This window comes from Caulobacter sp. ALps2 (assembly GCF_058681635.1).
On the sequence record NZ_CM178743.1, the window covers coordinates 1,016,478 to 1,035,814 of the forward strand.

A 19,337-nucleotide genomic window follows, 5' to 3' on the forward strand; every position below is an offset into this window, starting at 1 on the left:
TTCTCATCCAGCCATAACGAGAGTCCTGGGTTGATTTGAGCCTTGGTGTTGGTGGGTGGCAAGAGGCCGGCGCGCGGAGCTATCAGCCTGCGCAGCGTGCCGGCCGGTCTCTCCGCAGAAGGCGCTGGCGTACTCCCTGGGCGTCATCCAGCCGAGCTTGGAGTGCGGCCGGCGCTCGTTGTAGTCGCGCCGCCAGGTCTCCAGTACGGCGCGGGCGTGCGGCAAGGACCGGAACAGGGTCTCGTTCAGCAGTTCGTCGCGTAGCCGGCCGTTGAAGCTTTCGTTGTAGCCGTTCTGCTGGGGCTTGCCCGGTGCGATGTAATGCCAGCCCACGCCGCTGTCGTCGGTCCAGGCCAGGATGGCGTTGGAGGTGTATTCGGTCCCATTATCGCTGACGATTGTGTCGGGCCGCCGCCCGCGCTGGGCGATGATGGCATCGAGCTCGCGCGCCACTCGCCGGCCTGACAGCGAGGTGTCGGCCACCAGGGCCAGACACTCGCGCGTGCAGTTGTCGATCACCGTCAGGATCCGGAAGCGGCGGCCGTCGGTCATCTGGTCGGAGACGAAGTCCAGGCTCCAGCGCTGGTTGGGCGTCAGCGGGACCTCCAGAGGCCGCCGCGTGCCGATCGCCCGCTTGCGCCCGCCGCGCCGGCGCACGGTCAGCTTCTCCTCGCGATAGAGCCGCTGGATCCGCTTCTTGTTGACGACATGGCCCTCGCGTTTGAGCAGCACGTGCAGCCGGCGATAGCCGAACCGGCGGCGTTCCTGGGCCAGGGCCTTCAGCCGCTCGCGCAGCACGCCGTCGTCGGTCCGCGTGGCCGCGTAGCGCACGCTCGTCCGATCCACGCCCAGAACCCGGCACGCCCGCCGCTCGCTCATCTCGTAGGCCGACCCCAGATAGGCGGCGGCCTCCCGATGCGCGGCGGGCGTCACCACTTTTTTCCCAGCAGATCCTTCAGCGCGACGTTGTCGAGCATCGCCTCGGCCAGCATCCGCTTGAGCTTGGCGTTCTCGTCTTCCAGCGCCTTGAGCCGCCGCGCCTCCGACACGTCCAGCCCGCCATACTTGGCCTTCCACTTGTAGAAGGTCGGCGAGCTGAGCCCATGCTTGCGGCACAGGTCCGCCACCGGCACGCCCGCCTCCTGCTCGCGCAGGATTCCGATGATCTGTTCTTCCGTGAACCGTGATCGCTTCATTCGTCCGTCCCTTTCCTGGGGCGGACTCTAGTTATTTCTGGAGGAGTTTCAGGGGGTCACGTCAGCGTCTACGCATTCTTCGACTACGACGGCGAGCCTATCTATGTTGGTCAGACGAACGAGCGACTACGCACGCGTATTCGACGCCATCTGACCAACCAGCGCACCGACGCCGTGGCGATGTCGGTACTCGACCCCTTCGAGGTCTATGAGATCGAGGTCTGGCCGCTTCCAGAGTTCCAGGGCTTTGACAAATCAAACAAGGACGCTCGGCTTCACCTCGACGCCCTTGAACGCCGCATCACCCAGGCGGCCGTTGAGGGCTCGCGATTCAAAGCCATTCTCAACGAGAAGGATCCACCTCCGGGCGATCTCGCCGTGGTCGCGCCGCCATCTCTTCGGGGACGGATCGTTTCAGATCGGGTTTTCGAACTCAGATCCCATCCTGACTTTCGAATTGCTCGTCGGTCTCAGATCATCTCAAGGCTCGCGCAAGTGATCTCGGAACGGAAGGTGCAGGGCGGGCTGAGACGAGTACTACTTGCGCAATCGAAACGGCTCCAGTGGCTTGCCGAGCGGCGCTACGAAGCGCTTGGCGGAGCAGCATCCGTTGCCGTCGAGGCTGAGGACGAAGGATAACTGATCAACGCGATCGCAAACTTGTCTGGGGGAGGCGAGCAAAGATCCGTCGTGCGCTGACGCGGCGCGAGGACCTCGAACAGTACATCAAGGACCAGATCCGGCGGGTTCGTTATCAGCTGCGCTGAGCAGGGCCCCGGAACGTCCAGTTCCTGGAGATAGTCCAAGGACCGCTTCTGGCGCGTCGCCGCCCCCGGAGCCGGAGGCGGCTAAGAATGGCGCGGCAGCCCCGTCTATGCGCCGAATATGAAGTCGGCCCTGTAGTAGCCCTTGGCCGGATCAAGGATGTCGATCGCGAACGGCGCCGCGCCGTCGGCCAGGTCAGTCAGCCAGGCGTCATTGGACTTGGCCATGACGCCAACGTCGGCCTTCACCGCCTCGGCCAGCAACCAGCCGACCATCGCCGCCTTGGTCCCTTGTCCGCTCGGGCCATCGCCGCCATAGCTGACGAAGTAGTCAACTCGCGCATCGATCAGGGCGTGCACCTTCGCGTCGGTCGGCGTCGCGCCGAAGATGGCGGCGTAGGCTTTCCGGGTGGCGTCAAACAGCGACAGGTCGCCATAATCGGCGGAGAACTTCGCGCTGCCCTCGCCGACCTTGCCTAAGTTGACCGCGAAGTTGATATAGCGGTTCTCCAGATTGAAGCTCTGGTAGTAGGCGCTGTTGAGATTGTTGGCGTTCGGGCCGGTGGACGACACCAGATAGTCGACGCCCGCCTGGCCGGGTATCTTGCCTGTGAAAAACTGGTAGCTCATCGAGGCGACGGAGGTGGTCGCGTCGGCCTTCGCGACGATCTCGCCGACAGCAGCCTGGACCGTCAGGGTCCCGGCGCCCACCTTTGACGACAGGGCTGAGGTCATCACTGGATCGATCGTTCGCAGGAGCAAGCGTGTCGCCTGGCTAAGCTCGGGCAGGGACATGCCCGGCGCCGGGGCCGTGTTGATGACCGTGTAGGCGGTAAGCTCCGCCGGCTCTGTGGTGGGCCAGCGGTTGAAGGGCGTCTGGACCGTCCCGATGAAATCGACGCCGCCAGATTTGTCGATATCGATCGGGAAAAGGCGCGCCAGGAAGTCGCGCTGCTGGAAGGGTTCGGCGCTTTCGAAGCCGGTCAACTGGAAGCCTTTGATGTCGGCGAACACGGTTTGCGGGAGCCAGGTGAAGACGCCCTTGCCGTCGTTGACCGCCACCGCCACGCCACCGCCCACGATCTTGCCCGAGCTGTCGTAAGTCCAGTCCGTGCTGTGGATGAGATCGACGTCGCCGTCGCCGTCGATATCAACCATGTCCAGTTGGCCTTCGCCGTGCCACTTGTCCCGCGGCGCGTTGTCAATGCGCGCGGCTGTCTCGTCGGCGAACTTTCCCTGGCCCTTATTGACCAGGACCTGCAGAGCCGCGCCCTGATAGTAGGGCTCCGCGCGCGTCACCCCCACGATTATATCAAGCAAGCCATCGCCATTGACGTCGGCGACGGCGGCGTCGTTGGGCTTGGTGTTGGCGCCGAACAGCGGCGACGGACCGGCTGCGACCTGCCACCCGCTCGCGGCCCCGTTCCACCGCGATAGGGCTATGTACTGGGTCCCGTCCAAGTATGCGGCGAAGATATCGGCCTTACCGTCGGCGTCAAAATCACCCATCGCCGATGCGGTGAGGATCGTGTTCGTGGGACGCACCTGGCTCGGGAGCGCATTGGCGGCGTTCGCGAAGTTAGCCTTGCCGTCATTGAGGAACAGGATCTTGCCGCTGAACAGATCAAGGTCGCCGTCACCGTCGACGTCGCCGAGCGAGATCTCGTGTCCCACGCCATATCCCGCCGCCGGGCCGCCGGTCTCCTGGCCCTGGATCTTGGCCGTGCCATTCAGCAGCTTTCCGCCAGGCGCCGACAGCAACATGACGATCGGATCGTATTTCGTCGTGTAAGTCCCGTCGGCGTTGCGCTGGTTTAGCCCTTCGCTGGCCTGAACGATGTCGTCGATCCCGTCGCCGTTGAGGTCGCCGACAGCGAACCTTTGGCCTTTGGTCACGATCGGGATCGTCTCCACCTCGGCGGCGGTGGCCAGCCGAAGACCGCCATGCTGGTCATTGAGGTAGATCGCTGGCCGGATCGCGGTTTGATGCGGCACCGTATGAGGATAGACCGACCAACTGACGATCGCGTCCTGAAAGCCATCGCCGTTGAAATCGCCAACGGCGCTGTAGGTCATGTTGGCGGTGAAGATGCCCGGTTCGTGGCGATCGGCGGCGGTCGGATAGTAGTAGACCCCATAGTCTTCCCGGATGGACACCGTCTGAAGGCCGAACTGCTCCACCTTGTAATAGGCGGTCGAAACCGGTGGCTTTTGCGTGCTGAGCGTGACGGGCAAGGTAATCTCCACGGTGAGCCGGAGGTCGACTCCGTCGCCGCTCAATTCCATGCCCAGCGCGCGCGCGCATCGCCGATTGTAGGGTCACGGCGCGCATAGCCTTGCGAACGAGGGTGGCGTTGAGCGCTGCGTTCATGGATCCACTTCGCGGGCGCGCCGTGGCGATCTTCATCCGCCTCCGAAGATGAAGTCCGCCTTGTAGTAGCCCTTGGCCGGATCAAGGACGTCGATTGCGAAAGGGGCGGCGCCGTCGGCCAAGTCGGTCAGCCAGGCGGCGTTGGATCTCGCCATGACGCCGACATCCGCCTTCTCCGCCTCGGCCAACAACCAGCCGACCATCGCGGCCTTGGTCCCTAAGCCGTTCGGGCCGTCCCCGCCGTAGCTGGCGAAGTAGTCCACGCGAGAGTCGATAAGAAGGTGGACCTTCGCGTCGGTGGGCGTTCCGCCGAAGATCGCCGCGTAAGCTTTCTTGGTGGCGTCGAAGAGCGTGAGCGCTCCGTAGTCGGCCGAGAACTTGGCGGCGCCTTCGCCGACCTTGCCGAGATTGACGGCGAAATTGATGTAGCGGTTCTCGAGATTGAAGAACTGGTAGTAGACGCTGTTGAGGTTGTTGGCGTTGGCGCCGGTCGGCGAGACAAGATAGTCGACGCCCGCTTGGCCCGGGATCTTGCCGGTGAAGAACAGATAGCTGAGCGTCGCCACCGAGGTCGTCTGATCGGCGGCCTTCACCACCTCGGCGATGGCGGCGGACGGGTTCAAGGCGCCGGCGGTGATCTTGGCCGTCAGATCGGCCGTAAGAGTTCCGCCGGCGCCCGCCGCTGCGCTGACCCGCAGCAGCGAAGCGATCGCCAACCCCACCGTGGCGTCGCCCAAGCTGATGGTCTTGTCCGCGAAGACCAGGTTCTCGACATTGATCAGGGTGTCGGCGCCGTCGCGCGGATTGGCGCGGGCGTCGGAAACGGTCCAGCCGGACGCGGTGACGCCGATCGCGTACTCCGACGCCAGGCCGCCATAGCGCGCCTCGTCGACGTCAGCCCCGCCGTCGATCCGGTCCGCGCCCGCGCCGCCGACCAGGATGTCGGCCCCGTCGCCGCCGTTCAGCGTGTCGTCGCCCGCGCCGCCGAACAGCACGTCGCTTCCGGCCAGGCCGCTCAAGGTCTCGGCCCGCGCGTCGCCGACCAAGGTGTCGGCCGCGGCGCCGCCGCTCACCGAGACGCCGGCGTCGCCGGAGAGGTGCGTGGTGATGTGTTCGGCCCCTTCCCAGACCCCGCGCCAGGCGATCACGTCCGCGCGGCCGTCGCCGTTCACATCGGCCGCCTGCAGCCGGTCGTACTGCGAGATGTTCAGCCAGCCTTCCGGCAGTTGCACGAAGCGGCCGGCGCCGTCGTTCAGGAACACCGCCTGCTTGTGGCTGTTCGAGGCGAGGAGGTCGACATAGCCGTCGCCATTGATGTCGACGAGCTGCGTGCGGGTGTACCAGTCCTCGGTGGTCTGGAGCGGCAGGCGCTTTGCCGTCTCGTTGGCGAAGCCGCCGTAGCCGTCGTTGATCCAGACCTGGGTCGTGCCGGGCTTGAACAGATCGACGACCGTCGTCATCACCAGATCGAGCTTGCCGTCGCCGTTGATGTCGGCGGCCTTGGCGTCGATCACGGCTTCGGACGCGCCGTTCTTGGGCATGGCGAACGAAGACAGGGCCGTGAAGTTGCCCTTGCCGTCGTTCTTCAGCAGGCGAGCGCTCTGGGTCTGGGTTTCGTTCGGTGTCAGCAACAGGTCGAGGTCGCCGTCGCCGTCGGCGTCGAACAGCAGGCTGGCCGGCGAATTGTACTGGCCCGCCACGAGGTCGGCCGGCAGGCCCGCGCGGCTCAGGGTGAAATTGGCGGCGCCATCGTTAAGCAGGACATACGGCGCCTCTTCGGTTCCGCCGTTGTAGTTGCCGACATAGAGGTCGATGTCGCCGTCGCCATCGACGTCGCCGGCAGCGGCCGAGTGGCTGTAGTCGGCCAAGGTCGGCAGGCGGGTGGTGGCGTTGATCAGGCCCGCGGCGTTGGATGACAGGAAGAGGGCGTTGCGAGCCCCGGGGAAGGGCGCGGCGTCGTAGCCATGGTCGGCGAAGAAGGCGTCGCCGCGACCATCCTTGTTGAAGTCGGCCACCACGATCTGGCGCCCGTGCACCGTCACGGGCGGCTGATCGCCGAACAGCGCCGTCGTCGAGTCGACGAATTTGCCCGCGCCGTCTCCGGTGAGCACCCGGATCGGGACCGCCCGGTCCTCCAGCGGATAGAGGAAGTAGGCCAGCGCGATGTCGACCTTGCCGTCTCCGTTGAAGTCCGCGACGGCGATCTCGTGAACGGACGCGGTCGTAAAGCCGGCGCGCAGGTTGAGCGCCAGATCCTGGGTTTGAAAGGTGATGGCCATCGAACTTCCCTCAGGCGCGGCGAAACGTGCGCCGGCGCGCGGCCTCAGCTAATCCACCGCTCCGCCAGCGGACATCGCCGTTTGTAGGGTGCCGCCAATGTTCTCTGGACGTCGGGCCTGGCCCGCTCCAAGGTTCAGTCGAGCGTGACGGTTCGATTGCTCGGCGACATGCGTTGGTGATGGCGGCTTCGGGTTCAGTCCTTGGTTGAAGGTGGCTTTCCGTCGTTCTTGCAGGCGGTCCTGGAGGATGCGGACGCCGTCCTCGCAACGACCCAATCCTCGCCCGCCGCCTTGGCGAACTTGATCGAGACGGATGCGGCCCAGGCCCGTTTCCTGCCCCTACTGGACGCCCAAAGCATCGCGGCGGCCGTGCTGGACGCTCATGGCGCGGTTAAGATGGCCTCGCGCGTTTTTTCCGAAGAGCGCGGCGAACGCTACATCGACGCCGCGCTGGCCGACCGCGCGCTGCGGTCGGCCAAGCCGGTCGTGGTCCCGGTCGCGGTGGAAAACGACACCGGTTCGGAGTCGGCCATCTTTGTCTACGCCTCCGCTGCGGCGGCTTTCCCGCTGTGGCATCTGCCGCCTGAGCTCACCGCCGAAGCGCCGGCGGGCAAGGTGGTGGTGCTGACGACCCTGGCCGCGCGCGCCGGGCCGATCGAGCGCGCGTGCGCCGCTTTCGGCCTAACGGGGGCGCAGATCCGGGTCGTGTCGGCGGTGATCAGGGCGGGGTCGATCAAGGCGGCGGCCGCGAAGTTGAACCTCTCCCACGTCACGGCGCGGGAGACACTGTCGGAGGTCTATCGCCGGACGGGCGCACGCAGGTTGCCGGAACTCGTCGGGCTCCTCTCGAGCCTAGCGTTCGGACTGTTGCCGTCGCGCGCCGACCACAGCGAGTTGCTGGTCGATGTCTGGGGACTAACCCAGAAGCAGGCCTCGATATCGCTTCTTGTCGCCAGCGGCGCCTCGCGCGAGGAGGCCGCTCGGACGTTGGGTCTTTCGGTCTCGGTCGTGCGCAAGGATCTGGAGCAGGTCTTCGCCACGTTGCGCTTGACGTCGGCCAGCGAACTGGCGCGCACGGTGTCGACGATGAGCATGCTCGGCGCGCTGCTGGGTGCGACGCGCGGGCAGTTGGGGTTCTCCGATCCCCGCGCCGAACCGTTGCGACTACTGCCTCGGGCCGACGGAACGCGCATCGCGTGGAGTGACTACGGTCCGGCGGGCGGACGCCCCGTCCTGATCGTGCACTCCAGTATGACGTCGCGACTGGCCCCCTCCGGTCTGGTGGCAGCGCTGCAGGCCGAAGGTTTCCGAGTTCTGTCGATCGACCGTCCGGGCTTTGGAATGAGCGATCCGATTCCGGGGCTGCGCGCGGGCGAACACGACCCCTTCGACGCAGCCGCCGAGGACGTCGTCACCTTGCTGGACGCCCTGCGTCTGCCGACGATCGACGTCGTCGCCCGGGGCGGCGCCCAGGCAGTGCTCGCCATGGCCCGGCGCGCGCCCAAGCGCCTGGGCAAGGTGGTGCTGGTCAATCCTGACCCGCCCACGAGCGCCGACGGCCGTCGGCATGGGCCGTTGGGCGCGTTCAAGGAGGCCTATTTCCGCCGTCCCGAACTGATCGCGACCTTCGCGCGCCTCCTGGCCGGCAGCCTGACGCGGGAGCATTTGGACCGCATCATGAGACAGTCGATGCGCGGCAGCCCGCCCGATGAGGCCGCCGCCGCCGACCCGCGTATCGCAGAAGACTATTGGCGGTCGGTGCGCATGTTCGCCACGGGGAGGATCGAAGGCTATGTCAACGAGCAGGTTGCGATCGCGCGCGGCGGCGAACACTCACGCATGGGCGGTCTCTCGCAGTGGTCGATCCTGATCGGCGGACACGACACGATGCATGATCCGCGGCATGTCGAGCGCTATTGGCGCGACGTGCTCCCAGACAGCAACTTCGAGCTCGCTCTGGACGCGGGGCGCTTCTTGGCGATGACCCATCCCGAACGCGTCGCGCGGGCTCTAGGGCGCTGATGCGCGGGAGGCGGCGACGCCTGCGTCACCGTCGGTAAGCGCCCGGAGCGCCATCTATGGCAAGTGTTCCGCTTGCCAGTCGTTGCCTTCTGGCGTTTCGGCATCGAGGTCGACGACGTGAAGGAAATCTCCGAGCAGATCGACCTCTAGCGTATCAATCTGACAGCTTTGACGCGGTCCAGAGCACGACGCGCCTAAACCGAACGTCGCGTTTCTGGAGGTGCGTCAAGGTCGGCTTCTGGCGCCACCCAGACCGCGCCTCGCCCGCGGCCCGCGCCAGAAAGCGGACGCAGCAATGGGCTGAGAAGGGTGGTCAGCGGACGCTCCAGAACGACTTGTCGACGCCTCTAGCCCAGACCGCCGCGAACTCCTCCGACGTGATCTGTTCGGCGTCGACACCGTCAAACCCCTCGGCGAGCGAGCAATCAATGAGAGAGGGACATGGCTTCCCGTCGCGCTCTTCTATCTCGATACTATTTCGAACGACGCTTCCGTCTGCAAACACCTCGGCAGAGCGAACGACCGCGTCTACCTGGTCGTCCAATTCGTAGAGCAGCCACGTCGGCTCGCCGGAGGGGACAACGATCTCAGGCCAGCGTGCGCGGAGGTGTTTCAACATCGGAGAAGGATAACTGACCTTTTCGAAGGCCGGCCAGGGTGGATTGCGAACCCCAACCCCAATTGCCACATTCAGTAGATGAGTGAAGATCGAAACCCCGATTTTGAGGTTACCCTCACTGACGATGGCGGCGTCAAAATCACCGGCGATTGGGCCGTCCGCATGCTCTTGCGTATTGCCCTAAATGCCAAATTCCAGACCGAGCTGAACGCCGAGATATTGCTCAGCCCACACCTGAACACGCTGATCACGGAGTTGACGCGCGCGTCGCCGATCCTGCCGACCGACTGGACCAGTCCGGGCGTGATGACGCCACCGGCCTTCACGGAAGCGGTCGATGTAATCCGCGAGTTTCGCGACCTGCATCAGCCTGACGAAACGCTGGAGGATCTCGTTCAAAAGGCCCTCTATCCTCATAGCGTGCCAATGACCCGATTGGGCCTATCCAGCTAACGTCCGCTCAGGGTCGGAAGCGGAAATGAAGGCCGGGCCCGAAACCGGACCTTGCCCGCTGCCTTGGCCAGAACTGGCCCGGGCGCTGAAGGTCCGGAGTCCGGATGGAGGCCAATGTCTGCATTTGGCGCGTTGCCCCACGCAATCGCCGAAGCCTTGCAGCCGCGTCGCATTATTGACTGCCTCAGTTGCGACAGGGGCAGTTCTACCCTGCAAGGACATCCCGTCGGCGCAGGTTTGAGCTGTCGGGTTTGGCCGTGCTGGTTGGCGATCGTAACCTCAGGTATCGTTGGCCAGAGGTCCCCGATGACAAAGTCGAACTTTGCCTTTCGTTTCCAACCCAGTCTACGCGCCAACGCCGAGCGCCTCGCCCAGATTCACGGTGTGAGCCTGGATCAATATGTGAACACCGCTATCGCCGAGAAAATTGCGCGAGACGAGACTACCGCCTTCTTCGCCGAGCGGGCTCGAGGCGGATCGACCGATGACCTGATCGCTTTTTTGGATGCCGCGCCTGATCGCGAGCCGATCTTAGAAACCGACACTCTCCTCGGAGACGCTGCGCCATAGTCGCTTGAGACAGCGTGCCCTTCGGTCGCCGATCAAGCTGGGCTTAGGCGCGGTCGATAGGCAAGTGGGTAAAGCCCGCCCGGCGATGCGGCATTGAAGCGAACCCCGTTGGGCGGGCCAACGGTTGGGTCTCAGCGCCGAAAATCGAGAACGTACACAGAACCTGGTGCGGGACTATTGCGGGGAATCGAGTCCCGCACGCGGGACTTTTACCTGTTTTGTTCCATTTTCACCGCTCGCCCGTCGGGCGAGAGATTCCACCAAGGCATTATTTTAATTGAGAAGTTTTGGCGGCCCAGGAGGGACTCGAACCCCCGACCTTCGCTTTAGGAAGGCGAAGGGCGGCAGGCAAAAAACCGTTACTCTTCAGCGCCCTTACGCTGTCGCGTCCGGCCAGGTTCGGGACTATTGCGGGACTTCCCGGCGCCGTCGCCCTCCTCCAGCGCCCGGCGAAGATCCCTCTCCAGGGCATGCGCGTACCGCAAGGTTGACTTGATATCGGCGTGGCCGAGGAGCTGCTGGGTCAGCTTCAGGTTCCCGCTGTTGGCCAGCATCACCGTGCCGGCGTGATGGCGGGCGCCGTGGATGATCCTCGGCATGGCCAGGCCGGCGCGCTGCGCCGCTGATCGTAGTCGGGCCTGAAGGCCGTAGTAGGTAAGCGGGATCAGATCGACCCGCTCCTCGCGCCGCCCCACCGCCGGGATCACCCGCTCCTCGAACCAGATCGTCTCCAGCTCGGCTGCCTGGGCCCGACCAACGCGCGCGGCGATGTCTCGTCCGTGGTCCTGGCGCAGCGGCAGCATCAGGGCGGCTCGCTTGCGCTTGTTGATCACGACGCGCGGGCCGGACGGGTCGAAGGCGGACGGCGGGAAGAACAGCTCGTTCAGGCGCAGACCATAGGTCAGCAGGATGTCGAGGGCGACCCGCGCCACGGGGTCGCATTGGTCCATCCAAGCCTGGCGCTGCTCCGGCGAATAGACGCGAAGTTCCGGCTCCGGCTCCGCCAGGGACAGGGCCTTCCAGTCGATCTTGGGGATCGGTTTCACTTCCCAGACCGTCTCGGCCCGGGTCAGGATCCGGCGCAGCATCCCGACGATGTCGGCGTTCACCGTGGCGTTCTTCACCAGATAGCGCTTGGCCGGCTTGCCAGGCTTGTCCGGAGCCTTCTGGTAGGTCTCCCCTCGCCTCTTCTCGATGGCGATCGAGACCTTGCGGGTGGTGAGGTCGACGAGACGCGTGTCCTTGCCGAGCAGGCGAATCATGATGTCCAGGCGACGCTCGACATCCTTGGCCGTCCGCAGGTGCTTGCCAACCTCGGCCCACCACTGCCCGGCGCCCTGGTCGAGAGTCATGCCCGCCTGGTCGTCGTAAAGGCCTAGAGCGACGTCGCCGCGCACCTTGCGCTCAACCTCCTCGGCCTTGCGCACCGTCTCCACGCCGGTCGAGCCGGTGTAGCGCTTCCCCTTGTACTGGAAGTCGTACTGGTAGAACCGGCTCCTGGCGGGCTTGTAGACGCTCATGGCGCCGTCCTAGCGCCTGCCGGCGGCGGCGCGCTTGGAAAACGGCACGACGCGACCGCGTGACGCGGCGACGACTTGCTTCGGCTTTCGTTCGCGCGGCGGCGCATCGGGGCCCTCGAGGAGATAAGCGCGGAGGTCATGTTCGGTGTAGCTGCGCAGGCGGCCCTTCCGGACAGCCCTGATCACGCCCTCGTCAGTCATTTCCGAGAGGGTGTCTGTGTCAAGGCCGACGAGGCGCGCGGCGACCTTCGCCGGGACCAAGGCCGCCTCGCTGAAGGCCTCGACGAAGCGCTTTTCGGTGACAGGACCAAGCTGGACCGTCATGCTGCTCTCCGTTCAGGGAGGGGTAGATGGCTGGCGGATCCTACGAAGGTGACGCTGCGCAAGAGCGCAGCGACAAAATCCCTTGGGGCTGGATAATCGCATGCGCCTATGCCTTCGCCATGCCTCTGACGATCAGCGTGCTGGCCAATTGGCGAAATCTTCCGACAGTCGCTCGACGGTTGTGGTCGGAAGAGGCGGCAGGCTGGGCGCAAGCGCTCGGGAGCCTGCTCGCACTCGGAATAGCGATTATTGTTCCCGAATGGCAGCGGCAGAGGGCGAGCCGAACCGAGAGGCGCCAAAGACGGCTTGAGGGTATAGCGCTCGTGATTGTTGCCTTCGAACGGCTTGAAGGCGTAGCGGACTTGCTGGGCGACGTCCTCGACACCGCTGTTGTCCAGAACCCGGCTGCAATACGCGCTGCCGATGCGGCTATTAGTGCCTTTCCAGCGCACACGATGGGCGATCCAATTGGTATTGTGCAGATGTCGCACGTCAGCGGCATCTTGGCGGGTGCCATCGGCGTAGCTGATGAGCTGGCCGCTGCGCGCCTCGATTCGGAGGTCAGTCCTGAAGATCTTCGAAAAAAAGCGGGCGTGTGCGCCGATATCCTCCGCGCATTCGCGGACCAGCTGCGTCAAAAGGCTTTGGACCTGGTCGAGCACTACGACTTCTCGTCTGCGGAAGTAGCGCCCCTGCGGTCTGCATGGTGAGATGATGTCGGCCACCTACGCGGCCTCCAGCGCGACAACTCGCTCATGTCTGTCGTGGCCACAGCCACAGCCGCCGTCGTCAGCCGGGTCGAAGGAGCGCCGGATCGCGTACTCCTCGCCAGAAATCTCGCGGTTCCAGACGACCAGCGGCACCAGGGCGCTACAGACCTCGCACGACACGCCATCGACGTAGTTCTCCAGGTCGAAGCCGTCCTCGCCCTTCACCGTGTCGTTGCCTTCAACGATGGGGAACGGGCAGGACTCGCTATGAACCCGGAGGTGCACGGCCTCGTCGCAGAACGGGCAGGGGCGCTTGATGCGGGGATCGGTCATGGAGCGCTGTTCCGGACGCTAAGCTTCGCTGCACGGAGAACGGGAATCGTGAGAGCGTCGTGCGTATGCGATGGGGTAACGTTCTTATTTGGTGCTGCTGCGCATTGTTCGTCGGCGTGATGCTGACGCCCAGCGGCGTATATCTCGGCGCGTGGAAAATTTTCAGCGGCGACAAGGCAGCCGACTGGGTTCAGGCGATCGGTTCCGTAACTGCGATCCTGTCCGGATTTGCGGTTGCAGGATGGCAATCCGAAAGAGGTATCAGAGAAGCCCGTGCGGCAGAGCTTAGGATGCTCGAAGGACGCTTGCGAGCGGCAACCGCAACCATCCATGGCTGCGAGACTGTGGTTAAGAATTGGTTGGCCGCATTGAACGAGGCCAAAGACCCGGCCGCTTACGCTCGCTTCAGGCAGGCCTGGCGAGTTGGTGATTACGCCCTCCGCGCAATAGAAGAGATCGATATCTTCCAGCTGGAGCTGCCAGTCGCAATTGATCATGTCCTCGCAACGCGAAGCTTGCTCGCGGCTACTGAGTCCGCATTGGCGGAGATCGCTGCTGGCGAAGGGGGAGATAAACTTGAGTTTTTTAGCGTCGCCGCTGAAAAGCTCCACGAGATGCGCCGCGAGATGGCCGATATCGTAAATGAGGTCGCACTGGAGGCTGAGCGTCAGTGTCGCATGTGGCCATTTGCCGGGGCCGTTAGTTGGAACCGGCTTAAAGGAACTGGAGCGATCGACAGTAAGGCCGCTCACGACGCCGCCTCGTAAATCTGCGCGCGGGTCGCGTGTTCTCCGCCTAGGCGGAGAAACGTCAGTCGCGCCGCCCCTTCGACCATCAACGCAGCGTCGAGGCAGCCCTGTGCGGCTTCGCGGTGTTGGTCGGCGAGTTCTGCTAGGCGCTGTGCCGGGAGGTCGCGCGCCTCGGTGTAAACGCCGGCCAGGAACTCGACCTCGCGCTCGATGCGCTGTTCGGGCGTCGGGCCGTCCATCAGACGAACCCCACGCGGCTCTTGGCGGGAACGAAATCACCGCAGAACTGAGACATCCTCGTTACCGGCCAGAGCGTGCAATGCGAGGTCCAGTTGCCGACGTCGATCGGGTGAGAGCCCGCCTCTTGCGGTCCGTACTCAAGCGCTCGGGCGGCGAAGACCATGGCCTCGAACGTCGGCGTCGGGGCGTGCCGGCGGCACTGACCGTAGGCGGCGGGCGAGTGTTCCTCGCCATCGTCCACCCGCGCCCAGAATTTACAATCGGAGCACTTCATTCGCCCGGCCCTTCAGCGTTGGGCAAGCGGGACAATTGGATCTCCGAGGCGCACGAATGGATGGCGGCAACGTCGGTCCAAAGCTCTGACCGACTGGGATCTGACCTTGCCGTCTTCCTGTTCTCGGCCGCCATGCGGGCGTGATGGATCGCAGCCTCTATTGGCTCGCGAATTGGCATCAGCGCCTGCAAGCCCTCGGCCATTTCGAGATGGGTGGTAGACATGCGATTCTTTCCTCGGTGGTCGGAAAGCTGATTGTGGGGCCTGCTGAGGAGCCTCAGGCGGGAGCTAACGCCGCCGACGAATACGCCGGCGGCGCGGCGGCGATGGCTATTCAGCTGCGAGGAGTTGTCCGGCCGAGGTCACGTCAGCAACGCGGCGCTCGTGGTGTTCCCGCCAGGCCCTGATCCGTTCATCCGGCCTGGACCCGTAGTGGGCGGGTTTGTCGAACGGCTCGTACACGGTCGCCGACAAGGCAGGGCTGTCGATACCCGCGAGGCGAAGCAGGCTCAGATACGTCCCCGCGATCGTCGCCTTCTCCCCATCGTCGACTAGGAGATCGGAGATCGTGTTCGGGCAGTTCGCGTCCTGGTAGCCGTAGTCCAGGAAATAGGTGTTGATCTGGACGCGGAGCAGGTCGGCAAGGTCGCCGATGCTCGGAGGCGTCAGTTCCTCCCAAGCGCTCAGCGCCGCCCGCCATTCATTCCAGATCGGCGACCCGGCTTTATCGTCGGCCACGTCGTCGCACGCCTCGTGGGCGGTGTTCGCGGCTTCGTAGCGGGCCTTGGCCGCCTCCCAGGCCTCCTGCGCCGTTGCACCAGCCTCCGGCCGATGCGTCTTCTTGGCGGCCGGAACCAGTGCCCAGCGGAAGCCGCGCGGAGGCGGATTATTGCGCATGCAGTCGGCGGCGTCGGCAAGGGCGCTGGTCACGTCGATCGTCAGCTGCGCTTCGACTTCGCGCGGAAGCACCGTCCCGTTTCGATAGTCCTCGGCAACGAGGGCCATCTTGGCGATGACGTCGTCGATGGTGGAAATCTCACCGTCGTAAACTGTGTCGTCCGATGCGACCAAGACGTCGACCTCCTCGTCCGTCAGGTCACGCGGGAGGCCATCCATCTCGTCGTGAAGACGATTTCGCTCATCCAGCAGCTCGGCCAGGGACCGCGCCTGAGCCTGAGCCTGAGCGGCTCGCATCGCCTTCGAGGCGGTCGACGGCAAAACGCTGGCCGCAGTGTTGTTGCGTTGCTCGGTCGTGGTAGTTGCCTTGGTCATATCTGGATCTCCAAATCAGGGTTTCGGATAGACGGGCGCCGTACTTTCTCAGGGCGTGGCGTCCGTCGCTTTCAAAGAACACGGGTGTGGACGGCTATCGAGTGCCTCCGTCGCCGGCCAAGCGGACACGGTCCGGCGCGAGCACCACGCCGACGTGTCTGTTGATCAGGTGGTCGATGACGGTGAGGAGGCTTTCCTTGGGGAGGCGCTCCAGCGCGGTGTCGTAGCCTTGCTCGCCAAGGATCGGGTCCAGCAGCTCGGCATAGGCCGTGATCTGAGCCTTCAGCGCCTCTCGCGTCGTCGCCGGCAGCTTCAAGGCGCGCTCCGCGACTGACAGGAAGTGGTCCAGATGGTCGAACCAGGCCCGCTCCAGTTGGTACTTTCGCGCGCCGAGTGCTTCGTCTCGTTCCGCGTCGGTGCTCGTGACCCAGGCTTCGTCGGCCGCGTCGAAAGCGTCCTGAGCAGGGGCGATGTTCGCCGCGTACGCGGTCGCTTCGGCGACGATAGCGGCGAGCGGGGCGCCGGCTACCTCGACGCGCCGCCGCGCCGGGCTCTCAGCGAGGGCAATTGCCAGGCCGACCATCATTCAGCCGCCAGCAGGAAAAAGGGCTCCACCTGGGCGACAGGCGCCACGGCGGGCGCGGCGAGGCGGTACAGGCGCTCGCGGCAATTGCGGGAATAGGTGTCGAAGCGGTCGAGCTGCCCGCGCTGGGAGCGGACGACGACCTTGTCGCCGGTCTTGAGTGCGGCTTGGAGCGTCCGGCGCGCCGTGGCGGCCTGGGCCTCGTTGCGGGCCAGCATGGCGGCAACAACACCAACATCACGCTCGTAAGTCGCCGGGTAGAGGTTGCGCGCCTTCCGCGCCTCTAGGCCTTCAGCCCAACACCTCTTCGGATTGATCGTCGTGCCGGCCATGGCCAAGCGCTCCATCGGGTTTCGATGGATGAACGCTACGAATTTGTAGCGATGCCGTCAAGCGCTACGATCGGGTGTCGTCAGTCACCCGAATCGATTTTGTCGGGCTCGTATATCGACATGCTCGTGTTCCAGCGGGCGATGGTCGATGATGATCTTTCGCGCTGAGAATACGCTGCAAGCACAACGCCATAGATGAAATACTGATCGACGGCCTGAGTGTTGTGTTGAGGGAGCGGCGGGAGGTACTCGTGGGCGCTATCTTTGGCGAGTTTTGAGAGGCGCCGCGCCGATGTCGCTTTGAAGATCGCCTCTGCGTACGCAAACCCTGGTGTATTCTGATCCGCGATTACGCGCCTCTCATCGCGCCAGTCCTTGACGATGTCCGCAATTTGGATCGTTCCGACCACGGCGTCTGTGCTCGTCCTTGCGTCTAGCGACGTGAGGACGAAATCGCGATCGCTGAAGGATATGCCTCGGACGGTTGTCTCAACCAAATTAGAGTTTGCTCGCATCTTGCAGACCACGACGTGATCTCCCTCCCTTAGGTCGACGCCATTCGGGGGAGCAGAAATCACATAAGTTTTGGGAGAATATACGCGTGACGCATGCAAATCTTGCACTTGGAAGGCGCTAATATTTAAGCGCTCGTGACGTTGGACTTGTAGCGATAAGAATGCAGACGCGTATGAAAGTTCTTGTGGTGGTAGCTCCAGATAGGCCCCCTGGCGCGCGTCCTGCCAAACTGGAACACGGCGAACGGCCGGTGATAAGCCGGTAGCTACGACGCTGTTGGCATAGTCCAAAAGGTCGTCGTCAGATCGTTCAGTCCCGTACAGCAGCCACTCGGCGCTGACGTCCAGGGCCGTCGCGTACTTCCTTGCCTTGCCCATGCTCAGGCCGTTTTGCCCGTTCTCGTGGGCTCGGACAGTGACGTCCTTCATCCCAATTAGGCGCGCCAGCTCTGACGCGCTGGAGAACTTTGCCTGCCGAGCGCTCTTCAGGCGCGCTGCGACCGCGTCACGGGAATATCGCTCAAGATCGTCTGCCATCACTGCATCATACATCCGTGGGGCTTGACGCGAACCGCTACGAAAACGTAGCGTATGGATATGGTGGCTCGTCCCAAAGATATCGTCCTTGCGCTCGGCGGGAGCGCCGCCGTCGCACGGCAACTACACCTTGGTGTTGGAGACCGAGCTGCGAAGCGGGTGCGCGCTTGGGTGGCGCGAAACAAGATCCCTGCTCGCTACTGGCAAGCGCTTTCGGAGGTTCAAGGGCCGGTGGGAATGATTTCGGTCGAGGCGATCGCTACGGCACACGTCCCGAGGCCAAAATGAAAGCAGAAGAAATTCAGTCATCGTTGGCCGCCCCACCATGGGGCGCGTCGTCCTCGTCGACACGACCCAAAAAGTCGAGAGCGGCTAGGACGGCTCGGCCCCTGAGCCAATCCCGCGTTTCCTCGATCGTCGCGGCGACGGACTCGTCCGCCAGTTCTTCCTCGATCAGCCAGCGGAACGGGTCGAAGCCCGTGTCCTCGCAACGGTGCAGGTCGAAGTCGAGGAGCCGATCGAGCACGATCTTCAGCATCGTGATCTCGACCAAGACCGGGACGATCACCTCCTCAAGTCGTTCGATGCGCTGGCCGTGCGTCTCCCTAGGCGCCACGACGGCGACCGCCGATCGCGCGCATGTAGGCGGCAAGCGCCGTCTGGGCCTGGCGGCGCTTCGCCTCGGCGACGGCGTTCCAGGTAGCCTGGGCGCTAGGGTTCAGGCGGCCGGCCAGGCGGCAGGCGCCGGCGCCAACGGCGTGGTCGATAGCTTCGGCGAGCAGCTCGCCCGGGCCCGAAACGCAGAACGGCCGGGCCTGACCGCCCGACCGCTCCAGATCTTCATCCCAGTACTGCTCGGACCGGCAAGTCCGATCGTCTTTCATGAGCCCTCCCGCCGTCCCGCGGCGGCCCAGCGCCACCACCAACGAGGTTCTTCATGACTTCGATTGGAGCGCATTGCATGCGGGACGATCCGCAACTTTTGCAGGGGCGGCTGGCCTCGTTCGTTCGACAGCGCGCCGACGCCAAGACCTTGGCCCGGATGATCGATTGCGACGTCCGGACGGCGGAGAACATCCGTCGTGGCCATTGGCCGACCGCGCGGCACTGGCTCGGTCTGATTGCCGCGTTCGGCGCCGACGTGACCGAAGCCGTCTTCCATCCAGATCAAGCCGCGGCCCGCCTAGAGGCCGAAGTGAGGGCTCTTGAAGAACAACTTGAAGAGCGGAAGGCCGCGCTTCGTGAGACTGCGGGCCCTGGTGCTCGCGCTCCGCAAGCTGTGGCTCCGGTTCTGGACCGGGCCGCCGTGACCGACAGCCCGGCTTCGGCCGGCGAGGGGGTGACAGTTGTCACCCTCTACAGCGGCCGACAGTCCGGACAAATGTCCGGGGCGAACCAATCCCACCCCTCCGCCACGATGTTGGCCAAAGGAGAACCGCATGAACTTGGCTGATCGCCTGGTGGCTGCCTACCGCATGGTCGAAGAGGGCGCTGCGAAGCTGGTCGTCGGCAACGACGTCGCGTCGGGCTACTCGATCATCATCCATGCCGCCACGACCTGCATGTGCCGGCTGAACCCGGTCGCGGCGAGGGCTCTCCTGACGCGCTGCCTGAAGCAGGCCGAAGACGAACTCGACAATCGCCGGGCGATCAAGGGCCTGGAGGTCCAGTAGC

The 19,337-nt window shown here is 64.4% G+C and carries 23 protein-coding genes and 1 pseudogene; 8 read left to right on the forward strand and 16 right to left on the reverse strand.

Annotated features, from left to right (window positions below; translation table 11 throughout):
- Positions 1 to 3: 3 nt before the first annotated feature.
- Both ACW173_RS04560 and ACW173_RS04565 read right to left on the reverse strand, forming a co-directional pair.
- Entirely contained in the window at positions 4 to 1,116 is a 1,113-nt protein-coding gene (locus ACW173_RS04560; protein ID WP_492083691.1) for an IS3 family transposase, read from the reverse strand.
- Positions 1,044 to 1,196: pseudogene (locus ACW173_RS04565) on the reverse strand (transposase); the annotation flags it as partial. The gene ACW173_RS04560 and the pseudogene ACW173_RS04565, both read right to left, overlap by 73 nt.
- Positions 1,197 to 1,229: 33 nt before the next feature.
- Between ACW173_RS04565 and ACW173_RS04570 the strand changes: the two are divergent.
- Positions 1,230 to 1,835: a GIY-YIG nuclease family protein gene (locus ACW173_RS04570; RefSeq protein ID WP_492085903.1), complete on the forward strand. Its 606-nt coding sequence runs from the start codon at positions 1,230 to 1,232 to the stop codon at positions 1,833 to 1,835.
- A 233-nt stretch (positions 1,836 to 2,068) separates the two neighbouring features.
- Here ACW173_RS04570 and ACW173_RS04575 read toward each other — a convergent pair whose 3' ends face one another.
- Both ACW173_RS04575 and ACW173_RS04580 read right to left on the reverse strand, forming a co-directional pair.
- On the reverse strand, positions 2,069 to 4,246 hold the full coding sequence (locus ACW173_RS04575; protein WP_492083692.1) for an FG-GAP-like repeat-containing protein: 2,178 nt from the start codon (positions 4,244 to 4,246) through the stop codon (positions 2,069 to 2,071).
- Positions 4,247 to 4,363: 117 nt separating this feature from the next.
- Positions 4,364 to 6,610 carry an FG-GAP-like repeat-containing protein gene (locus ACW173_RS04580; protein WP_492083693.1) on the reverse strand — a complete coding sequence of 749 codons (2,247 nt, stop codon included), beginning with the start codon at positions 6,608 to 6,610 and terminating at the stop codon, positions 4,364 to 4,366.
- Between the two features lie 201 nt (positions 6,611 to 6,811).
- Between ACW173_RS04580 and ACW173_RS04585 the strand changes: the two genes are divergently transcribed.
- On the forward strand, positions 6,812 to 8,632 hold the full coding sequence (locus tag ACW173_RS04585) for an alpha/beta fold hydrolase (RefSeq protein WP_492083694.1): 1,821 nt from the start codon (positions 6,812 to 6,814) through the stop codon (positions 8,630 to 8,632).
- A gap of 313 nt (positions 8,633 to 8,945) precedes the next feature.
- On the opposite strand, the gene ACW173_RS04590 is transcribed toward ACW173_RS04585, so the two are convergent.
- Positions 8,946 to 9,251, reverse strand: coding sequence for a hypothetical protein (locus ACW173_RS04590; RefSeq protein WP_492083695.1), 306 nt, complete (start codon positions 9,249 to 9,251; stop codon positions 8,946 to 8,948).
- A 78-nt stretch (positions 9,252 to 9,329) separates the two neighbouring features.
- Here ACW173_RS04590 and ACW173_RS04595 point away from each other — a divergent pair, with 78 nt between their 5' ends.
- Both ACW173_RS04595 and ACW173_RS04600 read left to right on the forward strand, forming a co-directional pair.
- A complete protein-coding gene (locus tag ACW173_RS04595) occupies positions 9,330 to 9,704 on the forward strand; it encodes a hypothetical protein (RefSeq protein ID WP_492083696.1) in 375 nt (124 codons plus the stop codon).
- Positions 9,705 to 10,010: 306 nt separating this feature from the next.
- A complete protein-coding gene (locus tag ACW173_RS04600; RefSeq protein ID WP_492083697.1) occupies positions 10,011 to 10,274 on the forward strand; it encodes a toxin-antitoxin system HicB family antitoxin in 264 nt (87 codons plus the stop codon).
- 359 nt (positions 10,275 to 10,633) lie between these two features.
- Here the strand turns inward: ACW173_RS04600 and ACW173_RS04605 are convergent, their stop codons facing one another.
- Together ACW173_RS04605 and ACW173_RS04610 are read right to left on the reverse strand one after the other, a co-directional pair.
- A complete protein-coding gene (locus ACW173_RS04605) occupies positions 10,634 to 11,794 on the reverse strand; it encodes a tyrosine-type recombinase/integrase (protein WP_492083698.1) in 1,161 nt (386 codons plus the stop codon).
- A gap of 9 nt (positions 11,795 to 11,803) precedes the next feature.
- Entirely contained in the window at positions 11,804 to 12,118 is a 315-nt protein-coding gene (locus ACW173_RS04610; RefSeq protein ID WP_492083699.1) for a hypothetical protein, read from the reverse strand.
- 26 nt (positions 12,119 to 12,144) lie between these two features.
- Here ACW173_RS04610 and ACW173_RS04615 point away from each other — a divergent pair, with 26 nt between their 5' ends.
- On the forward strand, positions 12,145 to 12,828 hold the full coding sequence (locus ACW173_RS04615; RefSeq protein ID WP_492083700.1) for a hypothetical protein: 684 nt from the start codon (positions 12,145 to 12,147) through the stop codon (positions 12,826 to 12,828).
- Between the two features lie 15 nt (positions 12,829 to 12,843).
- Here the strand turns inward: ACW173_RS04615 and ACW173_RS04620 are convergent, their stop codons facing one another.
- Positions 12,844 to 13,161, reverse strand: a complete 318-nt coding sequence (locus tag ACW173_RS04620) for a hypothetical protein (protein ID WP_492083701.1) — start codon at positions 13,159 to 13,161, stop codon at positions 12,844 to 12,846.
- A gap of 59 nt (positions 13,162 to 13,220) precedes the next feature.
- Between ACW173_RS04620 and ACW173_RS04625 the strand changes: the two genes are divergently transcribed.
- Positions 13,221 to 13,928: a hypothetical protein gene (locus tag ACW173_RS04625; protein ID WP_492083702.1), complete on the forward strand. Its 708-nt coding sequence runs from the start codon at positions 13,221 to 13,223 to the stop codon at positions 13,926 to 13,928.
- Here the strand turns inward: ACW173_RS04625 and ACW173_RS04630 are convergent.
- The 8 genes from ACW173_RS04630 to ACW173_RS04665 all read right to left on the reverse strand — a co-directional run bounded on the left by ACW173_RS04630 (position 13,910) and on the right by ACW173_RS04665 (position 18,547).
- Positions 13,910 to 14,149 carry a hypothetical protein gene (locus ACW173_RS04630; protein WP_492083703.1) on the reverse strand — a complete coding sequence of 80 codons (240 nt, stop codon included), beginning with the start codon at positions 14,147 to 14,149 and terminating at the stop codon, positions 13,910 to 13,912. The genes ACW173_RS04625 and ACW173_RS04630 overlap by 19 nt on opposite strands.
- 271 nt (positions 14,150 to 14,420) lie before the next feature.
- The gene (locus tag ACW173_RS04635) at positions 14,421 to 14,648 is read right to left on the reverse strand and encodes a hypothetical protein (protein WP_492083704.1); all 228 of its coding nucleotides are present in this window, start codon (positions 14,646 to 14,648) and stop codon (positions 14,421 to 14,423) included.
- A 106-nt stretch (positions 14,649 to 14,754) separates the two neighbouring features.
- The gene (locus ACW173_RS04640) at positions 14,755 to 15,696 is read right to left on the reverse strand and encodes a hypothetical protein (RefSeq protein ID WP_492083705.1); all 942 of its coding nucleotides are present in this window, start codon (positions 15,694 to 15,696) and stop codon (positions 14,755 to 14,757) included.
- A 94-nt stretch (positions 15,697 to 15,790) separates the two neighbouring features.
- On the reverse strand, positions 15,791 to 16,282 hold the full coding sequence (locus tag ACW173_RS04645) for a hypothetical protein (RefSeq protein WP_492083706.1): 492 nt from the start codon (positions 16,280 to 16,282) through the stop codon (positions 15,791 to 15,793).
- Positions 16,279 to 16,611, reverse strand: coding sequence for a hypothetical protein (locus tag ACW173_RS04650; RefSeq protein ID WP_492083707.1), 333 nt, complete (start codon positions 16,609 to 16,611; stop codon positions 16,279 to 16,281). Before ACW173_RS04650 ends, ACW173_RS04645 begins: the two co-directional genes overlap by 4 nt.
- Before the next feature lie 80 nt (positions 16,612 to 16,691).
- Positions 16,692 to 17,663, reverse strand: coding sequence for a helix-turn-helix domain-containing protein (locus ACW173_RS04655; RefSeq protein WP_492083708.1), 972 nt, complete (start codon positions 17,661 to 17,663; stop codon positions 16,692 to 16,694).
- A 301-nt stretch (positions 17,664 to 17,964) separates the two neighbouring features.
- Positions 17,965 to 18,279: a hypothetical protein gene (locus ACW173_RS04660; protein WP_492083709.1), complete on the reverse strand. Its 315-nt coding sequence runs from the start codon at positions 18,277 to 18,279 to the stop codon at positions 17,965 to 17,967.
- Positions 18,269 to 18,547 (reverse strand): hypothetical protein, encoded by a 279-nt coding sequence (locus ACW173_RS04665; RefSeq protein WP_492083710.1) that lies wholly within the window; start codon positions 18,545 to 18,547, stop codon positions 18,269 to 18,271. Before ACW173_RS04665 ends, ACW173_RS04660 begins: the two co-directional genes overlap by 11 nt.
- A 77-nt stretch (positions 18,548 to 18,624) precedes the next feature.
- Here ACW173_RS04665 and ACW173_RS04670 point away from each other — a divergent pair, with 77 nt between their 5' ends.
- Both ACW173_RS04670 and ACW173_RS04675 read left to right on the forward strand, forming a co-directional pair.
- Positions 18,625 to 19,116, forward strand: a complete 492-nt coding sequence (locus ACW173_RS04670) for a hypothetical protein (RefSeq protein ID WP_492083711.1) — start codon at positions 18,625 to 18,627, stop codon at positions 19,114 to 19,116.
- Entirely contained in the window at positions 19,103 to 19,336 is a 234-nt protein-coding gene (locus ACW173_RS04675; protein WP_492083712.1) for a hypothetical protein, read from the forward strand. The genes ACW173_RS04670 and ACW173_RS04675 overlap by 14 nt, the downstream gene beginning before the upstream one ends.
- The last annotated feature ends 1 nt before the right edge of the window (position 19,337 follow it).